This window comes from Amycolatopsis orientalis (assembly GCF_000943515.2).
GTDB lineage: Bacteria > Actinomycetota > Actinomycetes > Mycobacteriales > Pseudonocardiaceae > Amycolatopsis > Amycolatopsis orientalis.
Map to the genome: position 1 here is coordinate 5,711,740 of NZ_CP016174.1, position 11,873 is coordinate 5,723,612.

The following is an 11,873-nucleotide window of genomic DNA, read 5'->3' on the forward strand; positions in this document are numbered from 1 at the left end:
GCTCACCCGATATAGGTCATCTCCTGTCCCCTTCCCAGGGCATCCTTACCGCATGACGGACACGCCCGCCCGGTTGCTCAGCCTGCTGTCGCTCCTGCAGACACCGCGTGAGTGGCCCGGCAGCGAACTCGCGCGACGGCTGGAGGTCAGCCAGCGGACCATCCGGCGCGACGTCGACCGGCTGCGTGAGCTCGGTTACCCCGTCGAGGCGTCGCGGGGCTCGGACGGCGGTTACCGGCTGGGCGCTGGCGCGGCGATGCCACCGCTGCTGCTCGACGACGAGGAGGCCGTCGCGATCGCGGTCGGTCTCCGGAGCGCGGCCGGTCAGGCGATCTCGGGTATCGAGGAGTCTTCGGTGCGGGCGCTGGCGAAACTCGAACAGGTGCTGCCCTCGCGGCTGCGTTACCGCGTCGGCGCGCTGGGCGCCGCGACCGTGCCCCTGCCCGGAACCGGCCCCGCGGTCGACCCGGAACACCTCACCGTCTTCGCCGGCGCGATCGCCAACACCGAACGGACCCGGTTCGGCTACCGGACCGGCGACGGCACCGAAACCCGGCGGCACGTCGAACCGCACCGTCTCGTCTCGGCCGGCCGCCGCTGGTACCTGCTCGGCTACGACCTCGACCGCGACGACTGGCGGATCTTCCGGGCGGACCGGATCACCGGACCACGGGCGACCGGCGGCCGGGCCACCCCACGGCGACCCCCCGCCGAGGACGTCGCCGCCTATGTCACCGACAGGATGTACAGCCTCCTTCCCACCTACAGCGCGCGAGTGACCCTGCACGCGCCGATCAACCAGGTCGCCCCCGCGATCGGGGACCGCATCGGCGACCTCGAACCGCTCGACGACGGCACCTGCGTGCTGAACGCGGGAGCGGACACCCTCGACTGGCTCGCGTTCCGGCTGCTGGGTCTCGGCTGCGAGTTCACCGTGCACGAGCCGCCGGAATTGATCGACCACCTCCGGGAGATGGCGGCGCGGATGAACCGCGGTATTTCGTCCACAGTGGACTGAGGAGTGGCCGCGAGGGCGGGCCCTGCCCTCGCGGCCACCTGGATTCAGCCGAGTTCACCCACCTCTCGCTGACTGGGCGGGATCGGGAGGTACGCGCCCCGGCGCTCCGGGTCGCAGCCGACCCTGGGCAGCCGGGCCCGGATGCCACCCGGCGTCCGCTCGAACCGCCGCGCGATCTCCTCGACGCTTTCCCCGGCCAGCCAACGGCTTTCCAGTTCGGCGTCGAGTTCATCGGACCACGGCAGGCCCTGGTGCGCGGGACGGTCGGCCGATCTTCGGCGACCGTTCCGGCCGGTGCCCCGTCCGGCGAACGCCATCAGCGTGTCGGAAAGGACGGTCGCCAAAGCCGGTACGGCCTCGGCGTCGATATCGAGCCTGCCTTCGGCGACAGGCTCCTCATGCGGTCCGGCTCCGCCGACCATGACGGTCACCCAGCGGTCTTCCCCGGCCGCGCCGCCACCCTCACGGGCGGCGACCTCGATGCGGTAAACGGTGTCCTGCACGCGGATCTCGGTCCGGTGCTCTTCGACAATGGTCATGCCGGGGACGCTAACGGGCGGTGCCGACAATTCCCCGGCCCGGCGGCGGGAATCGGCGTCCGGACGGTGGATGACCGGTACTTTCGGTGCGCTCCGGGCCGAAAGGGTGCCGGTCATGCCCACTGAACACCCCGCATCCAGAGGACTAAACGCGGGTGCCCCGCTCCGGAAAGTATCCGAAGCGGGGCACCGGAAGGCGTTGAAAGGCTGTCAGGCTCAGAAAGGCAGCGCCTGGGCCAGCGCCTCCTTCTTCACCTCGGCGACGGACGAGGGCACGTCCGACTTCTTCGCCGTGGCCGACGCACCGTCCGGCACCGGCTGCGGGACCGGGGAGCACTGCACGTCCGAACCGTTGCCCGGCTTGCGCGCGGGCAGCTTCCCGGTCAGCAGGTAGTCCGCGATCTTGTCGTCCACACAGGACACACCGGACAGCGAACCGGAGTGCGTGGTGCCCCCGGGCGCGCTGATCAGGCTGGAGTTCGGGTAACGCTTGCGGACTTCGAGGCTGCCGGGGTACGGCGTCGCTGCGTCGTTCTCCTCGTTGACCAGCAGGATTCCCGGCACCTTGCGACCGTCGATCTCCACCGGCTTGCCCGGCTTCGCCGGCCAGTTGAGGCACGGCGCGTTGAACCAGGCGTTGCCCCAGGTCTCGAACGGCGCCCGGAAGTGCGTGATCCAGTTGTCGAACTTCCAGCGGTTCCAGTTCTGCGGCCACGCCACGTCGGTGCACTGCACGGCCGCGTAGACCGCGTACCCGTTGTCCTGACCCGGCGGGTTGGAGTCGTCGTACAGGCCCTTCAGGGTCTGCCAGTCACCCTTGTGGACCCAGCCGGAGAACGCGTTCGCGATGTCCTCCCAGCCGAAGACGTAGTACCCGGCCTGCAGGAAGATGTCCGTCCATTCGGAACCGCCGATGACACCGCCCGCGGGCTTGTCGTACAGCTTCTTCTGCTCGGCGTACCACAGCTTCTCCACCGCCGACGCGGTCTTGCCGAGGTGGTAGACGTCGTCGTACTTGGCGAGCCAGCCGAAGTAGGTCTTGATGTTCTTGTCGAAGGCGATGTCCTGGTTCAGGTTCGCCTGGTACCAGACGTCGCGGGGATCGACCGTGCCGTCGAAGACCATCCGCCGCACGTTCTGCGGGTACAGCGAGCTGTACACCTGACCGAGGTAGGTGCCGTAGGAGAAGCCGTAGTAGTTGATCTGCTTCTCGCCCAGCGCCTTGCGCAGGCTGTCGACGTCCTTCGCGACATCGATGGTCTTGATGTGGTCGAGGATCGCGCCGTTCTTGGCGCACGCCTTCGCGTAGCCCTTCGCCTTGTCGAGCCAGGTCTTCTCGATGGCACGCGTGGTCGGCACGTACTGCGGGCGGTTGTAAGAGGCGTAGTTGCCGTCACAGGTCAGCGACGGCTTGCTCTCCCCCACCCCGCGCGGGTCGAAGCCGATCCAGTCGTACTCCAGGCCCGCGCCCTTCGGCACGTACTGGCCGAGTGTCGAGAGGCCGAGGCCGGAGCCACCGGGGCCGCCGGGGTTGACCACCATGATGCCCTGCGACTGGGCGGACTTGTGCTTGACGCGCGAGACCGCGACCGAGATCTTCTCCCCGTCCGGCTTCGCGTAGTCCAGCGGGACCTCGAGGAAGCCGCATTCCGCGCCGGCCTTGACCAGGCTCGGACGGGTGCAGGCTCCCCAGCTGATGGGCTTCGGATCGAAGTCCGACGCCGAGGCGGCCGTGGCGGAGGGAGCGATCGCCATGGTGCCGACGCCGATCCCCGCGACCGCCAGGGCGGCAACGAATTTCTTCACTGTGTTCCTTTTCGTCCGCGTGCGACCCGGTCGGGCCGAAGCTACCGAGAACCGGCTTCAATCTCGCTGACCGACACGTCCGCCGCCATCCCTCTTTAGTCGGTATCCAGATCTCGATCCGGGCATATCCGTCTTGTCGGTCCCTTGTCGTACGCTCGCGGCGCCCGACTGGGAGAGGAGTGCGCGTGGACGTGGTGAAAAGCCTGGTTTCGGCGGTTCGCAACGGTTTGGCCGGACTGGCCGATCCAGAGAAGGCGACGGCGATGCGGGCGTACATGAAGTCGGAAATGCCGTTCCTCGGTGTGCAGAAACCCGCTAGGGCGGCCCTGCTGAAATCGGTCTTCGCGCACCATTTGCTACCCGATGAGGTGACTTTCTCCACCGCCGTGCTCACCTTGTGGCGCGAAGCGGAATTCCGCGAGGAGCGGTATGCCGCCATCGACCTTTCCGGTCACCGCGCCTACGCCCACCTGCAGGACAGCGGGCTGCTGGGCCTGTACGAGGAGATGATCGTGACCGGCGCCTGGTGGGACCATGTCGACGAACTCGCCATCCGCCGCGTCGGGCCGATCCTGCGGGCGGAGCCGGAGACGGTAGCCCCGCTCATGCTGACCTGGGCCTACGACGAGGACAGATGGCGCCGTCGTACTTCGGTGATCTGCCAGATCGGCGCCAAGGACGCCACCGACACCGACCTGCTCACCCGCGCGGTCGAAGCGAACCTCGACGACAGGGACTTCTTTCTGCGCAAGGGAATCGGCTGGGCCCTGCGGGCGTACGCCAAGACCGAGCCGGACTGGGTGCGCGCGTTCGTCGCCGCGCATCCGGCGCTCTCCCCGCTGTCCCGGCGGGAGGCGCTCAAGCATCTGGGTGGTTGAGGTTCGCTGGTGCCTTCGAGGTTCGAGTGTGGAGGATTTGGGACGGTGAACGTCCCAAATCCTCCACACTCGGGGTGTACCGCGCTAGGAGCCGGGGTCAGGCCCGCAGGCTCGCGCCGAAGCGCTCACCGGCGACCGCGATGGCTGCGTCACGGGCCTTCGTGGCCTCGTCGACGGTCAGCGTGCGGTCCGCGGCGCGGAACCGGAGCTTGTACGCCAGCGAACGCTTGCCCTCGCCCAGCTGCTCGCCCTGGTAGGAGTCGAACAGCGTGATCTCTTCGAGCAGTTCGCCCGCGCCTTCGCGCAACGCCTCGGCGAGGTCGGCCGACGGCACCCTCGCCTCGGCGACAAGCGCGACGTCGAGCAGCACCGGCGGGTAGGCCGAGATCCGCGGCGCCGGACGGCCGTCCGGGATCGGGATCGCGTCCAGGTCGAGTTCCATCGCGACGGTGCGCGGCGGCAGCCCGAGCGCTTCCACGACCTTCGGGTGCAGCTCACCGGCGTATCCGACGGGCCACTGACCCACGCGCAGCTGCGCGCACCGGCCGGGGTGCCACGGCGGCTGGTCCGAGGCCGCCGTCGTCAGCTCGACCCCGGAGGCCTGCGCGACCAGCCGGGCCGCCTGCACCGCATCGGCCCAGTTCGCCTGCTCGCCCTCGCCCCACCAGCCAGCGCGGCCCCGCTGGCCCGCGAGCACGACGGCGACGTGCATCGGCTGCGGCGGGACGGCCGCCTCCAGAACCGCGAGTTCCTCGTCGGCGGGCCGCCGGTCCACGCCGAGCGAAGGCATCGGGACCGGGTTCTCCGCGGGCAGCACGACCTGTCCGATGTGGAACAGCGACACGTCCTTGAAGCCGCGGGAAACGTTACGCTGCAACATTTCCAGCAGCCCCGGGAGCAACGTGCTCGCCATCCGGTCCTTGTCCGACTCCAGCGGGTTGCGGATCTGGACGGTACGGCGGCGGACGTCGTCTTCGGGCAGCCCGAACGAATCCCAGACCGAAGCCGAGATGAACGGGAAGGGCAGCACCTCGACGTAGCCCGCCTCGGCCAGCGCACGCGCGACCGAGCGGCGACGGCGCTGGGTGTCGGTGAGGCCGCGGCCTGCCGGAGCGTCGGGCAGCACCGACGGGATGCTGTCGTAACCCTCCAGCCGGAGCACCTCCTCCACCAGGTCGGCGGGCTGCACCAGGTCACCGCGCCAGCTCGGCGGGACCGCGGTCACGAGCGCGGTGCCGTCTTCGGCCGTGCCCACGTTGACCTTGCAGCCGATCTGCGAGAGGCGCCTGACCGTGACACCGCGTTCGTAGCGCACGCCGGCGACCTGGTCGGGCAGGCTGATCGGCATGGTCACCGGCGGGTTCGGCTCCACGCCGCCCTCGTCGGTGCGGCCGGGCAGGATCGAGCCGTCGCCGTACTGGCGCAGCAGGCGGGCGGCGAATTCGACGGCCACCGCGCACAGCTGCGGGTCGGTGAACCGCTCGAACCGCTTGGCCGCCTCGGAGAACAGCTTGTGACGGCGGGCCGTCCTGCTGATCGACGACGGATCCCAGTGCGCGGCCTCGAGCAGGACGTCGGTGCTCTCGGGGGTGATCTCGGTCGACGCGCCACCCATCGTGCCCGCCAGCGAGATGACGCCGGTGTCGTCGGCGATCACCACGTCGTCCGCGTCGAGGGTGCGCTCGACATCGTCCAAAGTGGTCAGTTTCTCGCCCGGCTTCGCCTTGCGCACCACCAGATCGCCCTTGACCGACGCGGTCGCGAACGCGTGCAGCGGATGCCCGAGTTCGAGCATCACGTAGTTGGTCACGTCGACCGCGAGCGAGATCGAGCGGATCCCCGCCAGCATCAGGCGGCGCCGCATCCACCACGGCGTCGGCGCGGTCGCGTCGAGGTCCTTGACCCGGCGCAGCACGAACCGGCGGCAGCCCTCGGTGTCCTCGATGTGCACCGGCCAGGCGTCGGTCTCGGCCTCGGGGACCTCGATGGACGCCGGGTCGCCGAACGGGACGTCGAGCGCGTTGGACAGTTCACGGGCCAGACCGCGGACCGACAACGTGTAGCCGCGGTCCGGGGTCTGCGTCACCTCGATGACGGTGTCGTCGAGACCCAGCAGCCGGTTCGCGTCCTCGCCGGGGGTGGCGGTGCTCGGCGGCAGCACCAGGATGCCGGAGTGGTCGTCACCGATGCCGAGTTCGCGCGCGGAGCAGATCATCCCGTCGCTGAGCCGGCCGTAGGTCTTGCGCGAACCGATCTCGAAACCGCCGGGCAGCACGGTGCCGGGCAGCGCGACGACGACCAGGTCGCCCTCGGCGAAGTTCGTGGCACCACAGATGATCCCGCGGGTCTTGATCCCCGTCGGGCCGTCGTCCTCGAAAGGACCTTCGTCATCGTCGTCGTCATCCGCGTCGACGTTCTCGTCGGGCTTGTCGCTGCCTTCGTCGGACTCGCCGACGTCGACCCGGCAGAAGCGGACCGGCTTCTTGAACTCGGTCAGCTCCTCGATCTCGGCCACGCGGCCCACGACGAGCGGGCCGGTGACCGGTTCGAGCTTGCGGACGTCGTCGACCTCGATGCCGATGCGCACGAAGGCGTCGGCCAGATCCTGGGGGGTGACCTCCTCGTCGACGTCGAGGTGTTCGGTCAGCCAGCTGGCTGGGACCTTCACTCAGGCCTCCGTTCCGAAGGGCAGGGTGAACCTGATGTCGCCCTCCACCATGTCGCGCATGTCCGGGATTCCGTTGCGGAACTGCAGCGTGCGCTCGATACCCATGCCGAAGGCGAAGCCCGAGTAGACCTCGGGGTCGACGCCGCAGGCACGCAGGACATTGGGGTTGACCATGCCGCAGCCGCCCCATTCGACCCAGCCGGCGCCGCCCTTCTTCTCCTCGAACCAGACGTCGACCTCGGCTGACGGCTCGGTGAACGGGAAGAAGTGCGGGCGAAGACGGGTCTTCGAGCTTTCGCCGAACATCGCGCGGGCGAAGGCGTCGAGGGTGCCCTTGAGGTGCGCCATCGTCAGGCCCTTGTCCACCGCGAGCCCCTCGACCTGCGAGAACACCGGGGTGTGCGTGGCGTCGAGTTCGTCGGTCCGGTAGGTGCGGCCGGGGCAGACGACGTACACGGGAAGGTCGCGGTGCAGCAGCGTGCGGGCCTGTACCGGCGAGGTGTGCGTGCGCAGCACCAGGCCGGAGCCCTCCTCACCGAGATAGAAGGTGTCCTGCAGCTGGCGCGCGGGATGGTCCTTGCCGAAGTTCAGCGCGTCGAAGTTGAACCACTCGGCCTCGAGTTCCGGGCCGTCGGCGACCTCGTAGCCCATCGCGACGAAGGCGTCGGCGATCCGCTCCGACAGGGTCGCGATCGGGTGCCGGGCACCACGGGGCACCCGGTCCCACGGCAGCGTGACGTCGACGGTCTCCTCGCGGAGCACCTTCTCGTCGCGCTCGACCTGGAGCACGGCGCGGCGTGCGTCGAAGGCGGCCTGGATGCTCTGCCGCGCTTCGTTGACCCGCTTCCCCGCGTCGGCCTTCTCCTGCTTCGGCAGGGCGCCGATCTCGCGGCGCGCGAGCAGCAGCGGAGACTGGTCCCCGAGGTGGGCGGGTTTGACCGCCGCCAGCGCGTCGAGATCCGCCGCGGCGGCGAACTCCGTTTCGGCCCGCTTGACGGCGGCCGTCAACGTTTCCGGCGCGAGCGCTCCCGCCTGGGGGTCCTGCTTGTCGTTGGCTTCGGACATAACTCCTCGGCGTCCGCTGGGACTGGTCCGGTGCACGCGAGCGCACACATGGGTTTAGCAGCTGCTGAATTCTATGGGACAGCGAACAGTGGCCCCCGATCACCCTCGGGCTGGGCACACCGTCACTCGGGAGTGCGAAATACGCGCGTTACGCCGTAAACAAGGTGCTGGAACGAACACCGCGTTCCATGAGGGCTCCCCTGTGTCGTGATCCGAAAGGCGTAGTGCCCACGACTCTACGTGGTCGCGCCCCGCGAGGCCATCGTATTCCCGCTCAGCGTCCGGCGAAGGCGCCCTCGAAGTCCACCTTGCCGAACTCCTCCGGGACGATTCCGTCCGCGGCGTAGCGGTACAAAGCGGTCTGATAGATCCCGGCCAGCGTCGTGCACACGATGGAGACCAAGAACCCCCACACGAGTGAAAGGCCGACAGCGACGAAGATCGTGATGGTGCCGCCGAGCAGGAAGGCCACGCCCAGGATGACCGCGAACCCGGCCAGTGACAGCAGAAAGCCGACCAACCCGATACCGAACCTTCCGGCGGCCTGCTCGCCCCAGGTCCGTTTGAGCAGCTCCGCGGAGCGCTTGGCCCCGTGCCGGACACCGGCGTCCTCGATCATCATCACCGGCAGGACGAGGTAGGTGATCAGGTTCCACGCCGCGCCGATCAGCCCGCTGACGAAGTAGCCGACGAACGCGAAACGGCGCTCGATCTCGCGGAGGATCAGGGAAACCGTCGCCGTCACCGCCGCCCAGCCCAGCAGGGGCAGCCATCGGCGCCCCGCTTCGGCCAGCCCGGCGGCCACCCGCGGGTCGTCACCACGAAGAGCGACGTCGGCCTGCGAGATGAGCGCGGCGTTGAAGAACACCGTGACGAACGCGGCCGCGAGGTAGAACAGGCCGAGCATCACGTACGAACCCGGCGTCAGCCGCGAGTGCTCGGCGATCTCGGCGTGGGAGATCCAGTAGCCCGAGCCGAGGAACACCGCGGCGACCAGCAGCCCGGCGACGGCCGCGAGCACCGGGAAGACGGCGAGTTCCTTGCGGGACCGCAGAACTCGCCAAGAAGCACCGAACAAGGCGAAAGAACGGGCGATACGCCCCATGATTCCCCCAGTGAATCATCGGAAATGGTGGAGCGGCAGCCTAGCGAGCCGTCCGCGACGCCATCGCGTTGGTGTACACGCAGATCGCCGCGGCCGTGGCGAGGTTCAGGCTTTCCGCCCGGCCGTACATCGGAATCCTGACCGCGAGGTCGACGGCGTCGAGCACCGTGCCCGGCAGGCCGTGCGCCTCGTTGCCGAACACCCAGGCGACGGGCTGGTCGAAGGTCACCTGATCGAGTTCGGTGTCGGCGTAGCCGTGTGCGCCGAAAGTGCGGAGACCGGCGGCGGAGCAGGCCTTCAAGGCCGCGTCGACGTCCCGGATCCGGGTGATGGCGGGGTGGAACAGGCTGCCGGCGGCCGCGCGGACGCATTTGCCGTTGTGCGGGTCGACGCTGTCGCCCGCGAGGACGACCGCGTCCGCGCCGGCGGCGTCCGCGACCCGGATCACGGTGCCCGCGTTGCCGGGGTCCGCGACGTCGACGAGGACGACGACGAGCTTCGCGCCCGGCTTCAGGACGGTCTCTTGTGGACGGTCGACGAGCGCGCAGACGGCGACGATGCCCTGGGGCGTCACGGTCTCGGACAGCCCCTCGGCGGCGCGGTCGGAGATCGGCGAGACGGGGACACCCGCCTCGTGCGCGGTGGCGAGCAGACGTTCGTGCTGCCCGGCGGCGCGTTCGGTGACGAACAGTTCGTGCACCGTTCCACCGTCTTCGAGCGCGTGGGTGAGCGCGGCTTCGACCGCGTTCGCGCCCTCGGCGAGGAATCGCCCGGTCTTCTCGCGTTCCGCCCGGCGGGTGAGCTTGCGCGCAGCAACAACCCGGGGCGTCCGTTCGGTGAACGGAGCCGCCCCGGGTTGCGGAAGAGCGCGGTGGCCGGTCAGGCCGACTTCTTCTCTTCGGTGTTCACGTTGGCCTTGGCCAGCTCGGCCAGCGCGGCGAACGCGGCGGCGTCGTTGACGGCGAGGTCCGCGAGGATCTTGCGGTCGACCTCGACACCCGCGGTCTTGAGACCCTGGATGAAGCGGTTGTAGGTGACGCCGTTGGCGCGAGCGGCCGCGTTGATACGGGTGATCCACAGCTGGCGGAAGTCACCCTTGCGGGCACGGCGGTCCCGGTAGGCGTAGTTCAGCGAGTGAAGCGTCTGCTCCTTCGCCTTGCGGTACAGCCGCGAACGCTGGCCGCGGTAGCCGCTGGCGAGCTCGAGAGTCGCGCGACGCTTCTTCTGGGCGTTGACAGCCCTCTTGACGCGTGCCACTGGGTCCATCCTGTCGATCTGGGGGCGCGCTGGCGCGCCCGGCGTTTACAAAGTGCGGGGTGTCAGCGGCCGAGAAGGCGCTTGACGCGGCCGACGTCGTTCTTGGCGATCTCGGTCGTGCCTTCGAGGCGACGGGTGAGCCTGTTGGACTTCTTCTCCATCAGGTGGCGGCGGCCGGCCTTCTGGCGGCGCAGCTTGCCCGAACCCGTGACGCGAACTCGCTTCGACGTCCCGCTGTGCGTCTTCATCTTCGGCATTACGTTGTCCTCTTTCGTGCGGCGGCACACCGGTGATTTCCGGTGTGCCGCTGACATGTGCTGGTCGGCGCTACGCGTCGGCGGGCGGCTCGGGCGAGTCGTCCTTGGCCGGCTTCGCGGCCTTGATCGGCTTCACGTTCTTGTGCGGGGCCAGCACCATGATCATGTTGCGACCGTCCTGCTTCGGCGACGACTCGACGAAACCGAGCTCGGTCACCTCGTCGGCGAGCTTCTGCAGCAACCGGAACCCGAGTTCCGGCCGGGACTGCTCGCGACCGCGGAACATGATCGTGACCTTGACCTTGTTGCCTGCCGCCAGAAAGCGCGACACGTGACCCTTCTTGGTCTCGTAGTCGTGCTGGTCGATCTTCGGCCGCAGCTTCTGCTCTTTGATGACGGTGAGCTGCTGGTTGCGGCGGGACTCGCGGGCCTTCTGCGCACTCTCGTACTTGAACTTGCCGAAGTCCATGAGCTTGCATACGGGCGGGCGTGCCTGCGGAGCAACCTCGACGAGGTCGAGATCGTTCTCCTGTGCCAGCCGCAGCGCATCTTCGATCCGGACGATGCCGACCTGTTCACCGGCGGGTCCGACGAGGCGGACCTCCGGTACCCGGATTCGGTCGTTGATGCGTGTCTCGGAGCTGATGGGGCCTCCCTGGTTCGAGGTAAATTCTTCTACCGTTTCGACCTGGTGCCCACATACCTAAGGCCCCGGTACCGTGCGGTACGCGGGGCCCACTCTTTCCGATCGTGTTCGATCTCCAGAACCGAACACACCGCCTCGACGCCCGAAATCGTCTTGGCGAGACCGGACCCGGACACCTGATGTTGCGGCGGTGACACGGGTGGGAGCGGGGCTCCACTTGCCGCCCCCGATCGCTCGGGGGCTGGTCGCTCGTGGAAGGGTACCAGACGTGTCAGATGAACCCGTTCAGCAACCCCCGTATTCCCCGGACGTCCGCGACCTGGAGGACATCCCGAGCGTCGAGGTGATCAGCAGGGCGGCCGTCATGCTGCTCTCCGCCGGCGCCGAACGGCTCGGCCTCGCCGACGAGGACCCGGCCAACTCGCCGCACCGCGACCTCGACGAGGCCCGTCGCCTGATCACCGCCCTCGCCGGGCTGGTCACCGCGTCGGCAGAGTACCTCGGCCTGCACGCGGGCCCGTTGCGCGACGGGCTGCAGTCGCTGCAGAAGGCGTTCCGCGAGGCTTCGGCCGTGCCGGACGCCCCTGGGCAGGGACCGGGCGAGAAGTACACGGGGCCTGTGTACTAAGGCCCT

Annotated in this window: 12 protein-coding genes; 3 read left to right on the forward strand and 9 right to left on the reverse strand. The window is 68.9% G+C overall.

Annotation, left to right across the window (positions count from 1 at the left end):
- The first annotated feature begins 52 nt into the window (after nucleotides 1-52).
- Nucleotides 53-1,018: a helix-turn-helix transcriptional regulator gene (locus SD37_RS24920; protein ID WP_044851971.1), complete on the forward strand. Its 966-nt coding sequence runs from the start codon at nucleotides 53-55 to the stop codon at nucleotides 1,016-1,018.
- 44 nt (nucleotides 1,019-1,062) lie between these two features.
- Here SD37_RS24920 and SD37_RS24925 read toward each other — a convergent pair whose 3' ends face one another.
- Together SD37_RS24925 and SD37_RS24930 are read right to left on the reverse strand one after the other, a co-directional pair.
- Nucleotides 1,063-1,557, reverse strand: coding sequence for a hypothetical protein (locus tag SD37_RS24925; protein ID WP_037313113.1), 495 nt, complete (start codon nucleotides 1,555-1,557; stop codon nucleotides 1,063-1,065).
- Nucleotides 1,558-1,773: 216 nt separating this feature from the next.
- Nucleotides 1,774-3,363 carry an alpha/beta hydrolase gene (locus tag SD37_RS24930; protein WP_044851970.1) on the reverse strand — a complete coding sequence of 530 codons (1,590 nt, stop codon included), beginning with the start codon at nucleotides 3,361-3,363 and terminating at the stop codon, nucleotides 1,774-1,776.
- 185 nt (nucleotides 3,364-3,548) lie between these two features.
- Between SD37_RS24930 and SD37_RS24935 the strand changes: the two genes are divergently transcribed.
- Nucleotides 3,549-4,241 carry a DNA alkylation repair protein gene (locus tag SD37_RS24935; RefSeq protein WP_037313118.1) on the forward strand — a complete coding sequence of 231 codons (693 nt, stop codon included), beginning with the start codon at nucleotides 3,549-3,551 and terminating at the stop codon, nucleotides 4,239-4,241.
- Nucleotides 4,242-4,338: 97 nt separating this feature from the next.
- On the opposite strand, the gene pheT is transcribed toward SD37_RS24935, so the two are convergent.
- The 7 genes from pheT to infC form a co-directional block, all read right to left on the reverse strand.
- On the reverse strand, nucleotides 4,339-6,909 hold the full coding sequence (gene pheT / locus SD37_RS24940) for a phenylalanine--tRNA ligase subunit beta (RefSeq protein ID WP_044851969.1): 2,571 nt from the start codon (nucleotides 6,907-6,909) through the stop codon (nucleotides 4,339-4,341).
- Nucleotides 6,910-7,974, reverse strand: coding sequence for a phenylalanine--tRNA ligase subunit alpha (gene pheS, locus SD37_RS24945; protein ID WP_037313125.1), 1,065 nt, complete (start codon nucleotides 7,972-7,974; stop codon nucleotides 6,910-6,912). It abuts the gene before it with no gap.
- A 274-nt stretch (nucleotides 7,975-8,248) separates the two neighbouring features.
- The gene (locus SD37_RS24950; RefSeq protein WP_044851968.1) at nucleotides 8,249-9,079 is read right to left on the reverse strand and encodes a DUF6159 family protein; all 831 of its coding nucleotides are present in this window, start codon (nucleotides 9,077-9,079) and stop codon (nucleotides 8,249-8,251) included.
- A gap of 40 nt (nucleotides 9,080-9,119) precedes the next feature.
- Entirely contained in the window at nucleotides 9,120-9,962 is an 843-nt protein-coding gene (locus SD37_RS24955; protein WP_083255309.1) for a TrmH family RNA methyltransferase, read from the reverse strand.
- The gene (gene rplT, locus SD37_RS24960) at nucleotides 9,959-10,336 is read right to left on the reverse strand and encodes a 50S ribosomal protein L20 (RefSeq protein WP_037313135.1); all 378 of its coding nucleotides are present in this window, start codon (nucleotides 10,334-10,336) and stop codon (nucleotides 9,959-9,961) included. Before rplT ends, SD37_RS24955 begins: the two co-directional genes overlap by 4 nt.
- 62 nt (nucleotides 10,337-10,398) lie before the next feature.
- Nucleotides 10,399-10,593 carry a 50S ribosomal protein L35 gene (rpmI, locus tag SD37_RS24965; RefSeq protein WP_007028043.1) on the reverse strand — a complete coding sequence of 65 codons (195 nt, stop codon included), beginning with the start codon at nucleotides 10,591-10,593 and terminating at the stop codon, nucleotides 10,399-10,401.
- A gap of 70 nt (nucleotides 10,594-10,663) precedes the next feature.
- Nucleotides 10,664-11,239 (reverse strand): translation initiation factor IF-3, encoded by a 576-nt coding sequence (infC, locus tag SD37_RS24970; RefSeq protein ID WP_044851966.1) that lies wholly within the window; start codon nucleotides 11,237-11,239, stop codon nucleotides 10,664-10,666.
- Between the two features lie 268 nt (nucleotides 11,240-11,507).
- Between infC and SD37_RS24975 the strand changes: the two genes are divergently transcribed.
- On the forward strand, nucleotides 11,508-11,867 hold the full coding sequence (locus SD37_RS24975; RefSeq protein ID WP_037313143.1) for a DUF1844 domain-containing protein: 360 nt from the start codon (nucleotides 11,508-11,510) through the stop codon (nucleotides 11,865-11,867).
- The last annotated feature ends 6 nt before the right edge of the window (nucleotides 11,868-11,873 follow it).

Bases quoted from the DNA above. Each gene is read 5' to 3' on its own strand.
- SD37_RS24920 (WP_044851971.1), top strand. From the start codon at position 53: ATGACGGACACGCCCGCCCGGTTGCTCAGCCTGCTGTCGCTCCTGCAG.
- SD37_RS24925 (WP_037313113.1), bottom strand. From the start codon at position 1,557: ATGACCATTGTCGAAGAGCACCGGACCGAGATCCGCGTGCAGGACACC.
- pheS (WP_037313125.1), bottom strand. From the start codon at position 7,974: ATGTCCGAAGCCAACGACAAGCAGGACCCCCAGGCGGGAGCGCTCGCG.
- SD37_RS24950 (WP_044851968.1), bottom strand. From the start codon at position 9,079: ATGGGGCGTATCGCCCGTTCTTTCGCCTTGTTCGGTGCTTCTTGGCGA.
- rpmI (WP_007028043.1), bottom strand. From the start codon at position 10,593: ATGCCGAAGATGAAGACGCACAGCGGGACGTCGAAGCGAGTTCGCGTC.